10 protein-coding genes, 3 tRNA genes and 3 rRNA genes are annotated in these 17160 nt (G+C 60.3%); 4 read left to right on the forward strand and 12 right to left on the reverse strand.

Annotated features, from left to right (window positions below):
- Positions 1–40: 40 nt before the first annotated feature.
- Together ACZ5XO_RS14160 and ACZ5XO_RS14165 are read right to left on the reverse strand one after the other, a co-directional pair.
- On the reverse strand, positions 41–310 hold the full coding sequence (locus ACZ5XO_RS14160) for a sigma factor-like helix-turn-helix DNA-binding protein (protein WP_430820033.1): 270 nt from the start codon (positions 308–310) through the stop codon (positions 41–43).
- Positions 311–745: 435 nt separating this feature from the next.
- Complete coding sequence (locus ACZ5XO_RS14165) at positions 746–1126, reverse strand: hypothetical protein (RefSeq protein WP_464163041.1); 381 nt, start codon at positions 1124–1126, stop codon at positions 746–748.
- Positions 1127–1203: 77 nt separating this feature from the next.
- Here ACZ5XO_RS14165 and ACZ5XO_RS14170 point away from each other — a divergent pair, with 77 nt between their 5' ends.
- On the forward strand, positions 1204–1494 hold the full coding sequence (locus ACZ5XO_RS14170; protein WP_464163042.1) for a helix-turn-helix domain-containing protein: 291 nt from the start codon (positions 1204–1206) through the stop codon (positions 1492–1494).
- Positions 1495–2069: 575 nt separating this feature from the next.
- Here the strand turns inward: ACZ5XO_RS14170 and ACZ5XO_RS14175 are convergent.
- The gene (locus ACZ5XO_RS14175; RefSeq protein WP_346487961.1) at positions 2070–3467 is read right to left on the reverse strand and encodes a hypothetical protein; all 1398 of its coding nucleotides are present in this window, start codon (positions 3465–3467) and stop codon (positions 2070–2072) included.
- Positions 3468–3857: 390 nt separating this feature from the next.
- Here ACZ5XO_RS14175 and ACZ5XO_RS14180 point away from each other — a divergent pair, with 390 nt between their 5' ends.
- The 3 genes from ACZ5XO_RS14180 to ACZ5XO_RS14190 all read left to right on the forward strand — a co-directional run bounded on the left by ACZ5XO_RS14180 (position 3858) and on the right by ACZ5XO_RS14190 (position 6848).
- Positions 3858–4823 (forward strand): toll/interleukin-1 receptor domain-containing protein, encoded by a 966-nt coding sequence (locus ACZ5XO_RS14180; RefSeq protein ID WP_464163043.1) that lies wholly within the window; start codon positions 3858–3860, stop codon positions 4821–4823.
- A gap of 1 nt (position 4824) precedes the next feature.
- Entirely contained in the window at positions 4825–5298 is a 474-nt protein-coding gene (locus ACZ5XO_RS14185; RefSeq protein WP_040344503.1) for a hypothetical protein, read from the forward strand.
- Between the two features lie 260 nt (positions 5299–5558).
- Positions 5559–6848 (forward strand): recombinase family protein, encoded by a 1290-nt coding sequence (locus tag ACZ5XO_RS14190; protein WP_464163044.1) that lies wholly within the window; start codon positions 5559–5561, stop codon positions 6846–6848.
- A gap of 127 nt (positions 6849–6975) precedes the next feature.
- Here the strand turns inward: ACZ5XO_RS14190 and ACZ5XO_RS14195 are convergent.
- The 9 genes from ACZ5XO_RS14195 to ACZ5XO_RS14235 form a co-directional block, all read right to left on the reverse strand.
- Positions 6976–7052: transfer RNA gene (locus tag ACZ5XO_RS14195), tRNA-Met, on the reverse strand.
- Positions 7053–7148: 96 nt separating this feature from the next.
- A 5S ribosomal RNA gene (gene rrf, locus ACZ5XO_RS14200) occupies positions 7149–7263 on the reverse strand.
- Between the two features lie 80 nt (positions 7264–7343).
- A 23S ribosomal RNA gene (locus ACZ5XO_RS14205) occupies positions 7344–10123 on the reverse strand.
- A 244-nt stretch (positions 10124–10367) separates the two neighbouring features.
- Positions 10368–10443: transfer RNA gene (locus ACZ5XO_RS14210), tRNA-Ala, on the reverse strand.
- A 40-nt stretch (positions 10444–10483) separates the two neighbouring features.
- Positions 10484–10560 (reverse strand) — tRNA-Ile (locus tag ACZ5XO_RS14215).
- A gap of 201 nt (positions 10561–10761) precedes the next feature.
- Positions 10762–12222, reverse strand: a 16S ribosomal RNA gene (locus tag ACZ5XO_RS14220).
- Together the 16S, 23S and 5S rRNA genes with 3 tRNA genes alongside form the textbook arrangement of a ribosomal RNA operon.
- 720 nt (positions 12223–12942) lie before the next feature.
- Positions 12943–13572 carry a 2-dehydro-3-deoxy-6-phosphogalactonate aldolase gene (locus ACZ5XO_RS14225; RefSeq protein WP_464163045.1) on the reverse strand — a complete coding sequence of 210 codons (630 nt, stop codon included), beginning with the start codon at positions 13570–13572 and terminating at the stop codon, positions 12943–12945.
- The gene (locus ACZ5XO_RS14230) at positions 13569–14456 is read right to left on the reverse strand and encodes a 2-dehydro-3-deoxygalactonokinase (RefSeq protein ID WP_464163046.1); all 888 of its coding nucleotides are present in this window, start codon (positions 14454–14456) and stop codon (positions 13569–13571) included. The genes ACZ5XO_RS14225 and ACZ5XO_RS14230 overlap by 4 nt, the downstream gene beginning before the upstream one ends.
- Positions 14441–16996 carry a glycoside hydrolase family 3 protein gene (locus ACZ5XO_RS14235; RefSeq protein WP_464163047.1) on the reverse strand — a complete coding sequence of 852 codons (2556 nt, stop codon included), beginning with the start codon at positions 16994–16996 and terminating at the stop codon, positions 14441–14443. The genes ACZ5XO_RS14230 and ACZ5XO_RS14235 overlap by 16 nt, the downstream gene beginning before the upstream one ends.
- Positions 16997–17160 lie beyond the last annotated feature (164 nt).

Consider the following 17160-nt stretch of genomic DNA (forward strand, 5'->3'; position numbering starts at 1 on the left):
ACCTTACCCCGATACAGATATGAGCAACCGCCACAATGAGTCAGCCTGCGGCGTTGTCAGCAGAAGCCGCAGCCCCTGCACCGTTTGCAAGCAGAGCCATTGCCTTAGCGAGGTTCGTTCGTACAGCCTCCGGCGCCATATCCAGGTGCCGTCCGATCTCCTCGTAGGACTTCCCCGCCATCCGATGCAGCAGGAATACGTCTCGAGGATCAGGCGGAAGTCGCAGAATCGCCCGCACAAGGGCGCGCTTGTTATCAGCTTTCGCCGGGCGGCTTGGGCGACGTCGTGACGGAGATTTACTCGCACTCATACATCGCCCCTTCTCCCGCCCTTATCGCCGCTTCCACAGCGGCTAGAAGCTCAGCGATAATCTGATCGGCACCCTCAGACGCCATTGGAACAACAGGTCTACCCTGCCCCCATGACAGAGCCCCAGTGGCGTAATGCGGACTGAGAGCCGCCGCCAGTTTGGCAAGTCCCTCTGGCATATCGCGTAGGCCCGCCATGCGAACACACCTCAGAGCCTTGTTCAGGTCGTGCCGGAGGTAGATGCGGTTCCAATCGTCAGTGACCCCGCGTTGGAGGAGATAGGCCTTCAGGGCCAGTTCGATCGCTATAGCCATAGTGTAGGCTCGCGACCCGCCAGTCGGATCACCCGCCGTCTGCGCCATGGAGTGGAAGCTTCGCGCATTACCGACGAGCGTCTCTGCAAGACGCCTATCCGGTCGTCTGCGCTGACGACGGCTCACAACGAATGCCTCATGCGCCCGAGGTCGCGGGCTGCTCGGACGATCAACCCATGAACAACGAGATTTTCCTCGGGCGCCAGGAGGCGTTCGGCGACCTGAAGATTTGCGATGACGCCATCGACGTCACGACTCGGTGCAGTCGGCATAAAGCGCTGCCAGCGTCGAGAACGACGGTAGATCGCCTTCAGTCGCCCCTCGAGTTCGGAAAGACCGTTGATGTGCTCTGCCTCGGCACGGGCGTCGTCTGACAAAGCGAACCAGCCGGGCTGGCGTTCGAGTTGGGTGAGGAGGATGCTCCAGGCGTCCAACTGACGGACGCGCTCGTCATCGAGCGCCAGCCATTGTCGGTGCCAGGATGTAACCTGATCGGCAGACATACGCAGTCCTTCCGTGAAGACAGCACGATGTGCAGGCAGGAGGCGCCCGCTAGCATTTCAGCACGATGTACGCGAAGATGATCACACCGACCCGACATAGTCAATACGGTGTATTCACATGGGAGCACACCGTGCCGATTATAACGCCTCTGCAAGTCAAACTGGCACGCACCGCTGTGGGGTTGGGCGTTAGAGAGCTCGCACAGGAAGCCGGTGTTGCGCCGTCAACTATCCAGAGATTCGAATCCGGTCGGGGAGACATGCAATCGCGCACTCTCGACAAGGTGCAGCAGACTCTCGAAAATTCCGGGGTGATTTTCATACCCGCAGATTCCTCGGGCGGACCTGGCGTTCGTATGAAGGCCTAACCTTCACCAACGTCGCCATGGCGGACTAGCGCCGGGCCGTGGGAGGACAGTCAGGGGTGAGCGCGGCACGCGCTCATCGCCCCGCGACGGCGCAGCCGCCCTTGACCGGCCGAAAGCGGTCCGGCCCACTCAGATAGCCACGACGCACAGAAAAGGCGAGATTTACCGCGCCAATTCAAAGAGATGACCGATGAGGCAAGGTGCGCGCTCGACTCAAACCTTGCCCTATCAGCTTGAAATACGACGAGAAATCGTCCGCCCACCCCCACCGCACCTTGCGGCTTTTATCCTGCCCTCTCAAACTGCTCCCTCGCCCCCGCACTATTGCCTCAACATCTGAGACAAATCAGCTTTGCTGGCGGTGCCTGGGAGACTTACGTAATTGGGTGTCCAGAGGTTGAGATGCGCTTGAACCAAAAGAAGCCGACAGAATAGAAGGCCGCGCCGCGCTATCGGCGAACACCTCTCAGAGCCTGTCACGCGAACGCCATCATGTCGTTCTCTCCATCAGGCCGTTGAGTTCGACAACGTAGTTTGCGTCGGTCAAATCCGGGAGTTGAAACTCTCCCTTCGGATCAAGACGAACCCCGGCCAGGCAACCGCTCGAAAGCCGGGCTCAGCATGAGCTCCTGGTCGATTTTGATGGGGTCGAGAAAACGGGGGTTTCGTACGATAAGTCCTAGGACCCGCCTGAGGAGTTCGATCGCGAGGTGACGGGCATCCGCGGCGCTCGGTGCCTTGGCCTTGCGCTTCAATCCATGCACTATCACCGATCGTTCGGTGTAGATCGCGCTGACCTCGTCGTAGACTTTCTGCATCTCCGTCCTATCGACCTCGAGTCCGACCAAGGCTGCGGCGCGCATGCGGAGCTTCCAGGAGATGGACTCATTGTTCTTGTCGCCCAGAAGGATTTCGAGCCCGATAACCGCATCGAGGATCGCATCGGAGAGGTCTCCGCGCGTCGCCGCTGCGTTGAGGCGGCGCATCGCCAGGGCGAGGCGCGGATCATCCAAACGCCCAACCTGCTGGAGTAGATCTCCGACTGTTCGCATCTGATCCTTGCTCACGCAGGGCAGGTCGTCCCGTGTCCAGGCGAAATCGTCGAACGCTTCCGGGTATTTTCTCGCCGGTGCGGCGGAGACTTCCGGTCTGATTGCCTGCCCGAAACTCCGCCAGCCTCTGGCGAGCCTTATTTCCTGGGCGTATCCGGTCTCGATGCCGGTCACCAGGCGGAACGCGGCGAATATCCGCTCCAGCTCTTCGGTCGCGTTCGACCAGGGTCGGGCGAGGCTGTGACCGAGATTCATGTAGCCGTGGTTGTCGATGCGCCAGCCCGTCACCACGAAGGCATGGGTGGCGGCGGCCAGCACGGAATCATGGCCCCTAGCGCCCCCATAGGCCTTTGCCGACCACCTCGCCCGCTGCACCGCTGGCGACATCTTCATCAGAAAAATATTCGGCGTCAGCCTCATCGCTCGAAAGTCGAACCGGGTCAGGGCGACAGGGGCGAGAAGAGCGAGGTCGAGATCGTCATCCAACAGGGCCCGCACCGGCGGCAGGACAACCGATCGGGCCGTTTCCGGAGTGGCGACGACTTCCCCGAACTTGTTAAAATGACAGTCCAGGGTCGCGCCAAACTGCATCTCCAGAAAGCTCCTTTTGAGATCGTCCACATGGTCGCCGAACACGGGCAGACCCTTCGTGGCCGCCGCGAGCGCAGCGAACGCCGGAAAGCGATCGTTCGGATAGCGCCCGCTTAGGCCGTCCCTTGGTTGATCCTTCTGCGGCTCAATCAAAGAAGAGTAGGTCGGAGGACCGCTCCGATTGTAGAATCCGTCGCTCATCGACGGCATGCCGGCTGAGCCGATCGAGAACTCGGCCTGATGAGACCGTTCTGGTCGTTTGCCGCGCGCGAGTTCCGCCATTACGGCGCTGGTCACTTCGACAAGCGCGGTGCCATAGAGCGCGACCATAGCGTCGATCGCTTCAGCCGGAGTGCGCGAAATGGCAGTTCGGGATCTGGACATCGGGTAGGTTGTACCTTGATAGGCGCTCCGATCACGCCGCTATATATATCTTGGCCCGGCTTCGGGGCCGCGCCGGATGATTGCGCTGGAAAGCCCAAGCCAGGTCCAGTGGCCGAGGCTGACCATATTTGGGCCGCCCTCGTCTCCATTTCGAATGGGCTGGCATGCCCGGCGAATGGCGATTTTTCTTTACCGTCCTTCAGCCATAGCCGCAGCCGTTCGAGGTGCCAAAAGCACCACCCCTGAATTTATGTGGAACAACCAGAACAAAAGGAGCCCTAAAGGCTTGCCTTGAACGCTGTCTGCATCACATTGATAGGCCACACAGGAGATGCCTTGCCGAGCGTATTCTTCTCATACTCGCATGCGGACGAAGGGTTGAGGGATCAGCTCGAAAAGCAGCTCGCCATGCTCAAGCGGCAAGGCGTGATCGAGACCTGGCACGACCGCCGGATCGGCGCGGGCGAAGACATCGACCATGCCATCGACGATCACATCAACAGCGATGAGATTATCCTGCTTCTCGTCAGCCCGGACTTCATCGCATCTGACTACTGCTACGAGATCGAGATGAAGCGGGGGCTGGAGCGCCACGCGGCAGGCAAAGCCGTCGTAATTCCGGTGATCCTCCGCGCTTGCGACTGGCACCACGCGCCTTTTGGAAAGCTCAACGCCACCCCTCGCGACGGTAAGCCAGTTACCCAATGGCCGGATACCGACGAAGCCTTGCTCCAGGTGGCCAAAGCAGTTCGTCGGGCGGTCGAAAGCCTCTCGAAGAAGACGAGCACGCCAGCAGCTCAACCTCGTGTTCCAGCAGTTCCATTCGATGCGCCCACCGTTGAAGCCGGGCCTCGTTCGAGCAATCTCCGGCTGGCGAAAACCTTCACCCAACGCGACAAAGACCAGTTCCAGGCTGAGGCGTTCGATTTCATCGCCCGCTTCTTCCAGAACTCCCTAGCCGAGTTAGGTGAGCGAAACTCAGGCATCGAAGGATCATTCCGCTTTTTGGATGCGAACCGTTTCTTCGCGACGATCTACAAGAACGGAAAGGATGTGGCCCGCTGCACCATTTACATGGGGGGCGGCGCGTTCGGTGGAGGTATCAACTACGTTCAAGGCCACGCCTCAGATAGCAATTCCCTGAACGAGGCGCTCTCCATTCAAGCTGATGACCAAGCCATGTACCTCCGCCCGATGGGAATGGCTTTCATGGCCGGCGAGCGCGATCCGAAACTGTCGCTTGAAGGCGGCGCTGAGTTCTTCTGGGACATGCTGATCCGTCCCCTACAACAAGGCTGGTGAGATGCTGTCGCCCGAAGAATTTACCGTCGGAAACGTCGAGGAGGCACCTCCGGGAAGCATCGTGTTGCCTCGGGGAAAATACGAGTCAGTCGTATTGATCTGCGAAGGCGACGAGGAACCAGTGGCGGTGTTCCTCGGGGCAGAGGGCGGGTTTCGATTTTTCCCGGCGATAGGGACGGATCGTTGGGGAGGTATGATCGTCCCGGATGTCCGCATCGAGGTCGATGAGACAAGCCTCTACAATCCCGAAACGCATGGCATTCATCCGGGGATTATAGTGAGAGAAGGGACCAAACTCTTCATCCGGGGCACGGGGCAGGACACCTTTGGACGTTCGTCGCCAGTCACCGTGAAGTCAGGACTTCCCGAGGGGAGCGGGGGTGCCGCCTTCACTAGATGGCAGGTCGTAGTCGGGCGAGGCGACGAAAAGCGGGCTCTTTACAAGGTTGATCTAGGCGACCCACCCAAAGAGTGAACCTCAACATGCCGTCGCTCAAACCTGCGAACTGGCTCGGTCGCACTGATCAATGCTGATCCAGCGGCTTCAAGCCGCCCAGCCCACGAGGACCAAATAGTTCTCAGGATCATCCGCAGCGGCGCGCCGCGCTGGATGAGAAACCGAACAGTGCAGCACCTTGGCGTAGGGAAAGCCGTCGTCAACTCTCCGCCCCACTCAGCATCTTGCTTTTTTCACGGTGAGCGAAACCCTGTACGTTTTGGACAGGACGATAGATGATGCGTGCGGCAATCTACGCTCGATACTCGTCGGATTTGCAGAACCCTAGGTCCATCGAGGACCAGCTTTCAGTTTGCCGACGGCTCGCCGAGCGACATGGCTTCACGCTGGTCGCTTCGTTCGAAGACGCTGCTTTGTCTGGAGCTTCAGTAGCGAATAGGCCGGGCTTCGCCGCGCTCATGAAGGCAGCGGAAGAGCGAGCTTTCGACCTAGTTGTCTGCGAAGCGCTCGATCGCCTATCCAGATCGCAGGCCGATGTGAGCGCAGCGTTCGAAGATCTACGATTCTATGGGGTGGGGATCCACACCATTTCGGAGGGAGCCGTCTCAGAGCTCCATATCGGCTTAACCGGCACGATGAATGCCCTCCAACTCCGCGAGATTGGGCGCAAGACGAAGCGCGGCCTACAAGGCGTGGCGAGTGCGGGCCGCCACACCGGTGGACGCGTCTACGGCTACTCCCTAGACCGGCGCCTCGACGATCGCGGGGAACTGATACGCGGTTTGCTTGCGATCAACCCCACCGAGGCCGAGATCGTTCGCCGGATCCTGAAAGCATATGCTGCCGGGCAATCCCCACGTAGCATTGCCTCTGACCTCAACGCCGAGTCCATCCCCGCTCCAGGGGGCAGCTACTGGAACGCCTCAACCATCAACGGCAACGCGCGACGCGGCAACGGCATCCTTCACAATGAGCTCTACCGAGGTGTCCTGGTCTTTGGGCGACAGACCTGGGTGAAGGACCGAAGGACCGGCAGGCGGCACGCTCGGGACGGAGACCCCTCCGAAATCATTCGGACGCCCGTCCCTCACCTTCGCATCGTATCGGATCGCCTTTGGCGCAGAGTGCGAAAGGCCCATACAGCGCTCGCTCGGGAGGCCGAGGAGGGTTCACACAGAACGGTCCGGCCAAAGCACCTGCTTTCTGGCCTCATGCGCTGCGGCGCGTGCGGAGGGCCCCTAATCCGCTCCGGTTCTGGGGTACGATTTATATGCTCCTGGCGCCGCGAGAGAGGCGTATGCGCAAACGGTCGTAGCGTGCCAGGCCTATTGGTCGAGGCAGCATACGCAGAAGGTCTTGAACGTCTGCCGGCCAACAAGGCTAGGGAGACGCTCAGGGTTCATCTTGCAAACCTTAGAGCCTCGGATGGCGGCGGACGACCGCCGCTAGAAGCCCTCCGTCTAGTCCGTGAACTCACCGCGTCCGTTGTCGTAACGCCCCTTGAGGAGCGGGGCCGCTTTGCATTCGAAGTCAGGTGGCTGGATGAAACATCGCTCCCAACATTGTGATTCAACCGCCCTCCCCGCCTGGATTTGCGCGCCAGGTGCTTCCACGTGGCTTCCACGGCTCGATTTGGAGTGTTGGATTTTGGGCAGCAAAAAGCCGCTAGACGATTGATCTAGCGGCTTATTTGTTTGGGTGCGGGAGCAGGATTTGAACCTGCGACCTTCAGGTTATGAGCCTGACGAGCTACCGGGCTGCTCCATCCCGCGGCAAGCCGGAGAGTGAGGGAAGAATGGGGTTCGAAGACTGTCCTCAAGGAGCCCGAAGGGCGATAGGACAAGAAGACTGTTTTATGTGGTTGGTAGACCCCGCGGCGACCTACTCTCCCGCGCCTTGAGACGAAGTACCATTGGCTCTGGAGGGCTTAACGACCGAGTTCGGAATGGGATCGGGTGTGGAACCTCCGACATAGCCACGGGGTCAACCAAACACATAAGACAGAAGAAGACATCGTCGCGTATTGTTATCGGCAAGTAGAACCGAATGAGTTTTGCTGAGAAACGATCAAGCCGATCGGATTATTAGTACCAGTAAGCTTCACACGTCACCGCGCTTCCACACCTGGCCTATCAACGTGGTAGTCTTCCACGATCCTCAGCGAAGCCTTGTTTTGAGGTTAGTTTCCCGCTTAGATGCTTTCAGCGGTTATCTATTCCATACTTAGCTACCCTGCTGCACGGCTGGCGCCATGACAGGTCCACCAGAGGTATGTCCATCCCGGTCCTCTCGTACTAGGGACAGATCCTCTCAAGCTTCGAACACCCACGGCAGATAGGGACCAAACTGTCTCACGACGTTCTGAACCCAGCTCACGTACCACTTTAAATGGCGAACAGCCATACCCTTGGGACCTGCTCCAGCCCCAGGATGTGATGAGCCGACATCGAGGTGCCAAACTTTGCCGTCGATATGGACTCTTGGGCAAAATCAGCCTGTTATCCCTAGAGTACCTTTTATCCGTTGAGCGATGGCCCTTCCACTCGGGACCACCGGATCACTATGGCCGACTTTCGTCTCTGCTCGACTTGTCAGTCTCGCAGTCAGGCGAGCTTATGCCATTGCACTCGACGAGCGATTTCCGACCGCTCTGAGCTCACCATCGCGCGCCTCCGTTACACTTTGGGAGGCGACCGCCCCAGTCAAACTACCCACCACGCCATGTCCCGGGACCGGATAACGGCCCTCGGTTAGACGTCAACGACAGTAAGGGTGGTATTTCAAGGATGGCTCCACCAGAGCTGGCGCCCCGGTTTCATAGCCTCCCACCTATCCTACACATACGGTCGCTAACGCCAAGGCGAAGCTATAGTAAAGGTTCATAGGGTCTTTCCGTCTGACCGCGGGAACCCCGCATCTTCACGGGGAATTCAATTTCACTGAGCCTGTGCTGGAGACAGTGGGGAAGTCGTTACGCCATTCGTGCAGGTCGGAACTTACCCGACAAGGAATTTCGCTACCTTAGGACCGTTATAGTTACGGCCGCCGTTTACCTGGGCTTCAGTTCGGAGCTTTCACTCCTCCCTTTAACCTTCAGGCACCGGGCAGGCGTCAGACCCTATACGTCGCATTGCTGCTTCGCAGAGCCCTGTGTTTTTGCTAAACAGTCGCTACCCCCTGGCTTGTGCCACTCATTCCTGCTTGCGCAAGGTGAGTCACGCTTATTCCGAAGTTACGCGTGCAATTTGCCGAGTTCCTTCAGCACAGTTCTCTCAAGCGCCTTGGTATGCTCTACCTGACCACCTGTGTCGGTTTCGGGTACGGTCTCTGCTGGAGTTATTTCCAGGGACAACGCCCCTGCAAGGACAATCCAATAAGCCCTTACAAGTTATGCCATCCGTCACTTCCAGCTGGTGCAGGAATATTTACCTGCTTCCCATCGACTACGCTTTTCAGCCTCGCCTTAGGGGCCGACTAACCCTGCGCAGATTAGCTTTACGCAGGAACCCTTGGTCTTTCGGCGACAGAGTTTCTCACTCTGTTTGTCGTTACTCATGTCAGCATTCTCACTTCCGATACCTCCAGCCAACCTCACGGTTGACCTTCACAGGCTTACGGAACGCTCCGCTACCGCTTGCAGTAAACTGCAAACCCATATCTTCGGCGCATGGCTTTAGCCCCGTTACATTTTCCGCGCAGGATCGCTTGATCAGTGAGCTGTTACGCTTTCTTTAAAGGATGGCTGCTTCTAAGCCAACCTCCTGATTGTCAAAGCAATCCCACATCGTTTCCCACTTAGCCATGACTTGGGGGCCTTAGATGATGGTTAGGGTTGTTTCCCTTTTCACGACGGACGTTAGCACCCGCCGTGTGTCTGCCCGATAGTACTCCTGGGTATTCGGAGTTTGGTTAGTATTGGTACCGCTCGCGCAGCCCGCAACCATCCAGTGCTCTACCCCCCAGGGTATTCGTCGGACGCTCTACCTAAATAGATTTCGCGGAGAACCAGCTATGTCCAGGTTTGATTGGCCTTTCACCCCTATCCACAAGTCATCCGAGAATTTTTCAACATTCACCGGTTCGGTCCTCCAGTTAGTGTTACCTAACCTTCAACCTGCTCATGGATAGATCACCTGGTTTCGGGTCGTCATACGTCGAACTTAGCGCCCTATTCAGACTCGCTTTCGCTGCGCCTACACCTAACGGCTTAAGCTTGCTCGACACATGAAGTCGCTGACCCATTATACAAAAGGTACGCCGTCACCCCGCTTGGGGGCTCCGACTGCTTGTAGGCTTCCGATTTCAGGATCTGTTTCACTCCCCTTGTCGGGGTGCTTTTCACCTTTCCCTCACGGTACTTGTTCACTATCGGTCGTAGAGGAGTACTTAGGCTTGGAGGGTGGTCCCCCCATGTTCAGACAGGATTTCACGTGTCCCGCCCTACTCGAGTCTCTTGCTGTTTGACGGCTACGGGGCTGTCACCCGCTATGGCCGATCTTTCCAGATCGTTCGCCTTTATTTCACAAGAGCACTGGCCTGGTCCCGGTTCGCTCGCCACTACTACGGGAGTCTCGGTTGATGTCCTTTCCTCCGGTTACTGAGATGTTTCAGTTCACCGGGTTCGCTTAATGAAGCCTATGTATTCAGCTCATTATACCTTTCAACAATCCACCAATCGCTGCTCCGAAAAGCAGAGTTGGAAGACTGTAAAGGTGGGTTCCCCCATTCGGAAATAGCCGGATCAAAGGGTGCTAGCGCCTCCCCGGCTCTTATCGCAGCTTGCCACGTCCTTCATCGCCTCTCTACGCCAAGGCATCCGTCAGAAGCCCTTAAACGCTTGATCGTTTCTCAGCAAAACCCATGCATAGGCTACCCGGGGGATGGAAAGAGGTATCCGCCGGACCTACACCTGGTTTTACTTGCCAGACGATGTCTTCTTCGAACCTGTCCTGAAAGCCTATGAGGGGCCGGACAAATTCTTCCTTCACAATGTCAATGCAGACGATCCGAAGATCAGCTGCAAACTTGTTTTGATCGCGATACTCGCCGGGGCTCAAGTAGCCGCCAGGCGGTAGCCCCAAGGGAAATGGTGGAGCCTAACGGATTCGAACCGATGACATCCTGCTTGCAAAGCAGGCGCTCTACCAACTGAGCTAAGGCCCCAATCAGGGAATAGCCAGGAGAGCTTCGGTTTCCGTCGTGCTGGTAGGCCCGGGCAGACTCGAACTGCCGACCTTACGCTTATCAGGCGTACGCTCTAACCACCTGAGCTACGGGCCTTCAGGCAGCGCGACAGCCCAAGACAACCAGGCTCGCGATCACGCCATCACTGTCATGAACCCACATGGCTCAAGGTCGTGATGACGAATGGTTGGAAAGAGAAACGGAGACGGCGGCGTCCCGCATAATGTCAGTGTGCCTAAGCACCCGACTAAATCGGAGCCTCAATAGCCTCGTGAGAGACTGGAGAAGCATCCTTAGAAAGGAGGTGATCCAGCCGCAGGTTCCCCTACGGCTACCTTGTTACGACTTCACCCCAGTCGCTGACCCTACCGTGGTCGACTGCCTCCTTGCGGTTAGCGCATCGCCTTCGGGTAGAACCAACTCCCATGGTGTGACGGGCGGTGTGTACAAGGCCCGGGAACGTATTCACCGCGGCATGCTGATCCGCGATTACTAGCGATTCCAACTTCATGCCCTCGAGTTGCAGAGGACAATCCGAACTGAGACGACTTTTAAGGATTAACCCTCTGTAGTCGCCATTGTAGCACGTGTGTAGCCCACCCTGTAAGGGCCATGAGGACTTGACGTCATCCCCACCTTCCTCCGGCTTAGCACCGGCAGTCCCATTAGAGTTCCCAACTGAATGATGGCAACTAATGGCGAGGGTTGCGCTCGTTGCGGGACTTAACCCAACATCTCACGACACGAGCTGACGACAGCCATGCAGCACCTGTGTCCTAGTCCCCGAAGGGAAAGCCACGTCTCCGTGGCGGTCCAGGCATGTCAAAAGGTGGTAAGGTTCTGCGCGTTGCTTCGAATTAAACCACATGCTCCACCGCTTGTGCGGGCCCCCGTCAATTCCTTTGAGTTTTAATCTTGCGACCGTACTCCCCAGGCGGATTGCTTAATGCGTTAGCTGCGTCACCGAACTGCATGCAGCCCGACAACTAGCAATCATCGTTTACGGCGTGGACTACCAGGGTATCTAATCCTGTTTGCTCCCCACGCTTTCGCGCCTCAGCGTCAGTAATGAGCCAGTATGTCGCCTTCGCCACTGGTGTTCTTCCGAATATCTACGAATTTCACCTCTACACTCGGAGTTCCACATACCTCTCTCACACTCAAGATCGCCAGTATCAAAGGCAGTTCCGAAGTTGAGCTCCGGGATTTCACCTCTGACTTAACGATCCGCCTACGCGCCCTTTACGCCCAGTAATTCCGAGCAACGCTAGCCCCCTTCGTATTACCGCGGCTGCTGGCACGAAGTTAGCCGGGGCTTCTTCTCCGGGTACCGTCATTATCGTCCCCGGTGAAAGAATTTTACAATCCTAAGACCTTCATCATTCACGCGGCATGGCTGCGTCAGGCTTTCGCCCATTGCGCAAGATTCCCCACTGCTGCCTCCCGTAGGAGTTTGGGCCGTGTCTCAGTCCCAATGTGGCTGGTCATCCTCTCAGACCAGCTACTGATCGTCGCCTTGGTGAGCCATTACCTCACCAACTAGCTAATCAGACGCGGGCCGCTCTAAAGGCGATAAATCTTTCCCCCGAAGGGCACATTCGGCATTACCACCCGTTTCCAGGAGCTATTCCGAACCTAAAGGCACGTTCCCACGTGTTACTCACCCGTCCGCCACTAACCCCGAAGGGTCCGTTCGACTTGCATGTGTTAGGCCTGCCGCCAGCGTTCGCTCTGAGCCAGGATCAAACTCTCAGGTTGAGTTGACTTATCTGACCTAAGCTTAAGACGACTAAATCGTCTTGGCGTTAGTTCTACGTATTATTGACGAGATCCCACGTCACCGATCCGAAGACCAGTTACATGGTATGTCTTTTCAAAAAGACCGCAGATTGTCAGTGTCGACTAAAGTTCCGAAGAACTTCGCCAGGACACCGCCGCCTGCGTTTCTCTTTCCAGATCAACGATTTCAAAGACCACAACCGGTAAAACCGGCCGAACCGTTTAACGCCCGTTCGCGGCGGAGGCGGTGTTTAGCGCCCCTGATTTTCCGTGTCAACCAGTTCTTTTTAAAGAACTTTCTCAACACTTCCCGGAACCCGAGAGCCCCAGCGGAGGCGGCCTTCTAAGGAAACCAATCCTCCAAGTCAACCAGGCGATCCGATCTTTCTCGCCCCATCAGGCCGAAACCTTAAGGGCCGCAAAAGATCGACAACGGCAACTTGAAAGCTGCTCGTCGAGCTGATCGGATGATTTGACCGAAGCGCGAAGACTAACTGAAGCCTGCCATGCATGCAAGTCGCTTTTCGGCACCTGCCTCCATCACACGCCGGAAGGCCTGGTTTCCCGGGCACCGCCGCCAACTCGTCTTCGAGCGAGGCGGCGGTATAGGGAAGCCGCCGCGACTCCACAAGCACGAAATCAACCTGGGCCGTAACAAGCTCAGCGCGCCGTTATTTCCGTCTAAGTTCCTCGGCGCCGTCATTCGCGAACGGCCAGGGCCGCCATGAATTCTCGCGCCGCGGCCCCAACGGCTTCCGCTGTCCGACCCGGCCTGTACAGGGCCGAGCCGACGCCGAACCCAGAGGCGCCCGCCGCCCGCCAGCTCGTCATATCGGCAGGACCGACCCCGCCGACGGCGTAGACCGCGGCCGCTCGCGGCAGGACGGCCCGCACGGCCCGCATCCCCGTGGGACCAGCCAGTTCCGCCGGAAACAGCTTCAGCACGTCCGCGCCCGCGTCCAGCGCCATGAAGGCCTCGGTCGGCGTGAAGAAACCGGGCATGGAAAACAGCTCCGCCGCCTTGCTCGCCTTGATGACCTCGGCGTTGGCGTTAGGAGAGATCACCAGTTGCCCCCCGGCGTCAGCGACCGCCTTGACGGCGGAGACATCCAGAACCGTCCCCGCGCCGACAAAGGCGCGTCCATCCAGCGCGTCGCGCAGCCTGCGGATGCTGACCAGGGGGTCAGGCGAATTCAACGGCACCTCAAGGCAGGTGAGCCCCTCCGCGACAAGGGCTTCGCCGATGTCGACAGCCTCATCCGGCGTCAGGCCACGCAGAATGGCGACCAGAGGCGTGGCCGACAGGGCGGAAGAAATGGCTGCGTTCATGGGATGGCCCTCCAGATACGGCTTAGACCGGCCGCCGTCGCGGCTTCCGCCGACGCCAGGCTGACGGACGAGAAGCCGGCCAGACCCAGGGCACGACGATAACGTTCCGCGAGATGAATCTCTCCGACAATCACGACCGACCGAAGTCGGTGAGCGCGACCGGCGGCGACCTCGGCCCCGATCAACAGACCCGACAGGTAGTCGGCCGCGGCCTCGGCGGCCAGGGCGCCGGACAGGTGGCGAACACGAACCGAAAACAGATTCGCCGTCACCGCCGGGTCGGACAGGGCCTGAACCACGCCCTGATCGAATGCGGCCTCGTCCTGGCCCGGATCGCCCATGCCACGCCCGAGAAGGGTGGCGCTGCGGACGGCGGCGAAGAGTTCGCCGGTCAGGAAGGTGCGAAAGGCGGCGATCACGCCGTCTTCAACCTCGATCCACTTGCTGTGGGTGCCGGGCGCGATCAGCAGGCCGCCCTTCCCCGCGCCGAACAGACCCAGGGCCTGGGTCTCCTCGCCCCGCATGACGTCATCAAGTTCCGGCAGGCGCAGGGCCACGCCCGGCACGATGCCGATCCGTCGCCCCGCCTCCGGCCAGACAATATGCCGCGCCAGATCCTCGATCCGGGCAGGACAGGGCCGATACCCCGCATCCGCCCAACCATGCCGCGCCCCGGCCATGCCGCAGATCAAGACGGGCGCGGCCTCCAGCCAGTCGCCGGCGACCTCGGCCAGGACCTGAGGAAAGTCCGCGCTCGTCAGGGTCCCGGCGCCGCGCGCATCGACGCGGCGATCCTGCACGCGCCCCTCGGCGTCGATCCGCATCACTCGCAGGCGAGTGGTGCCCCAGTCGACGCCGATCAGGGCGGTCACGGCGCCGGACACACCGTGTCGCCTTCATTGGAACCCAGGCGAATATCTTCGACCGTCACGCCGAACGCGGATGAGGTCCGCAGGCCCCAGGGCTGATCGACGGCGGCGACGTCGCCTCCGTGTTCGGCCAGACAGGACAGCCGGACCTTCAAGGTGCGCCACTCGCCCAGGGGCGCGGCGTTGAAGATGGCGGTGACGTCCACGCGCCCGGCGCCGAGCGTCAACAGGACCGGGGCTTGCGGACGGCTGTCGATGCGGTAGCGGAAGGCGATCGCCATCTCGCCGTTCGACTGTCGCGTCAGATCGACCGGGCTGGCGGAAATGACGGCATGTCCGCCCGCGCCGGCGAAGGTCAGGGCCCGGGCCGATTCCTGCCCGGCGCCGTCCGTCGAACGGACGCTGACGCCGCCGCGCGGACTGGCCCCGACGCTCTCGCCGCCAAGCCGGAACTCGCCGCCGTCGTCGCGCAGCATCAGCGACCAGGGCGCCACGAAGCGTCCATCGACGAAGTAGCGGTCCAGACTGCTGGTCGATCCGACCACGCCGCTGTCCTCGGACAGGTCGCCGACATGGCCGGGCCGCCCATAGGACAGACCGTGGCCATAGGCGAACTGCGGATCATAACCCTGCTGGCCGACATTCAGCGGCTCGCCCATCGCATCCTTCGGCCAACTGAAGGAAAGGGTCCCGCTGAAATCATGACGCACCTTGCCCGCCGCGTCGCCGATCAGGACGTCGGCCACGCCGCCGCCTTCGGTCCCCGGCAGCCAGGCCGCCACGAAGGCGTCGGACGCATTGATCTCGGGATTGGTCCACATCGGCCGCCCCGACAGGAAGACCGAAACCGTCGGCACCCCCGCCGCCTTCAACCGCTTCAAGGTCTCCAGCGGCTCCGTCGGCAGGAAGTCCAGGGTGTCCACATCGCCCTGGAACTCGGCATAGGGGGTCTCGCCGAACACGACGATGGCCACGTCCGGCTTCTGGGTGAAGGCGCCGTCCACGCTGAGCACGGCCTGACCGCCCGCCGCCTTCACCGCCTCTTCGACGCCGCTCCAGATCGACTGGCCGTTGGGAAAGTCGGCGTTGCTGTTGCCCGTGCCCTGCCAGGTCAGGGTCCAGCCGCCCGAGGCCTGGCCGATGTCATCGGCCTGACCGGCGACCAGAACCCGCGCCCCGGCCCGGATCGGCAGGACCGCGTTTTCATTCTTCAGCAGGACCAGAGACTTGCGAACCGCTTCGCGCGCCAGGGCGCGATGGGCGGGCGAGCCCAGTTCGTTCAGCCGCCCTTCGACCGGACGCTCGTCGTTGAACAGGCCCGTCTTGACCTTGACCCGCAGAATACGACGCACCGCCTCGTCCAGCCGCGCCATCGGAATTTCGCCCGAACGCGCCTGGGCCAGGGTGTTTTCGTAGAGCGGCTTCCAGCTGTCAGGCGCCATCAGCATGTCGATCCCGGCGTTGATCGCCAGGGCGCAGCTCTCGTTCGAGCAGCCCGGCAGCTGGCCGTGAGCGTTCCAGTCCGACACCACGAAGCCGTCGAACCCCAACGGACCGCGCAACACGTCGTTGAGAATGGTCTCGTTGCCGCTGTGCTTGACCCCGTTCCAGCTGGAGAAGCTGGCCATGATCGACAGAACCCCGGCGTCGATGGCCTGGGGGTAGCCGGACAGATGCGTGTCGATCAGCTCGCGCTCGGTCCCGGCGAAGTCGCCCTGGTCCTTGCCGCCCGTGGTGCCGCCGTCGGCCAGGAAGTGCTTGGCGGAACCGGCGATATGGCCCGCCGTCAGTGGATGATCGGCCGACAGGACGCCTTGCAGGCCCAGGGTCATCGGCCCGGCGTAGCTCTGGGCCACCTCCGGATTCTCGGCATAGCCCTCATAGGCCCGGCCCCAGCGGTCGTCGCGCGGCACGGCCAGGGTCGGGCCGAAGGTCCAGTCGGCGCCGGTGACGGCGACTTCCAGCGCGGTCGCCTGACCGATGCGGCGGATCAGATCGGGATCACGCGCGGCGCCCAGGCCGATATTGTGCGGAAAGATGGTGGCGCCGACGATGTTGTTGTGACCATGCACGGCGTCGATGCCGTAAATCATCGGAATCTTCGCGCCCGGCCGCTCGGCCACGGCGTGGCGGAAGGCCTGGGCCAGTTCCACCCATGCCTGGGCCGAAGCCCGCTCGTCGCCGCCCGGCGAGGAATTGCCGCCGGCCAGGATCGACCCGAGGGGATAGCGCAACAGGTCTTCCGGCTTGATCGAGGCGATGTCCGCCTGAATGGTCTGGCCGACCTTCTCCTCCAGGGTCATCCGGCTCATCAGCTCGGTGACGAAGGCCTCGGTCGCGGCGTCGGACATGGCGGCGGGGGATGCGGCGCGAGGCCACAGGCCGGGATGGGCGCGGGAGGCTTCTGTGACGATCGTCGCCTCGGCCGACACATGGTTCACGGGCGCGGCGCGCGGCGTCTGGGCCGTGGCGGCGCAGGCGCCGGACGACAGGGCCATGGACAGGGCCAGAACGGAAACGGCGCCGGAGCGTGAAATCAGGAAGCGCGGGATCATGGGCAGGTCCGTCCGGTCTGTCAGGCCAAGGATAGGACGAAAAGCCCGGCGCGATCAGGACGACCGCGCCGGCAGTTCGCTCAGGATAATGCAAAAGACCAGGACGCCGACGACAGCACGTCGCGAGCACCCGACTGAACCCGAAGTTCGCTCCCGTGACATCG

This window comes from Brevundimonas sp. T2-11, assembly GCF_055397675.1.

Coding starts and splice junctions, on each gene's coding strand:
- ACZ5XO_RS14175 (WP_346487961.1), bottom strand. CDS start 3,467: ATGGTCGCGCTCTATGGCACCGCGCTTGTCGAAGTGACCAGCGCCGTA.
- ACZ5XO_RS14235 (WP_464163047.1), bottom strand. CDS start 16,996: ATGATCCCGCGCTTCCTGATTTCACGCTCCGGCGCCGTTTCCGTTCTG.
- ACZ5XO_RS14185 (WP_040344503.1), top strand. CDS start 4,825: ATGCTGTCGCCCGAAGAATTTACCGTCGGAAACGTCGAGGAGGCACCT.
- ACZ5XO_RS14165 (WP_464163041.1), bottom strand. CDS start 1,126: ATGTCTGCCGATCAGGTTACATCCTGGCACCGACAATGGCTGGCGCTC.
- ACZ5XO_RS14190 (WP_464163044.1), top strand. CDS start 5,559: ATGCGTGCGGCAATCTACGCTCGATACTCGTCGGATTTGCAGAACCCT.
- ACZ5XO_RS14160 (WP_430820033.1), bottom strand. CDS start 310: ATGAGTGCGAGTAAATCTCCGTCACGACGTCGCCCAAGCCGCCCGGCG.
- ACZ5XO_RS14170 (WP_464163042.1), top strand. CDS start 1,204: ATGATCACACCGACCCGACATAGTCAATACGGTGTATTCACATGGGAG.
- ACZ5XO_RS14225 (WP_464163045.1), bottom strand. CDS start 13,572: ATGAACGCAGCCATTTCTTCCGCCCTGTCGGCCACGCCTCTGGTCGCC.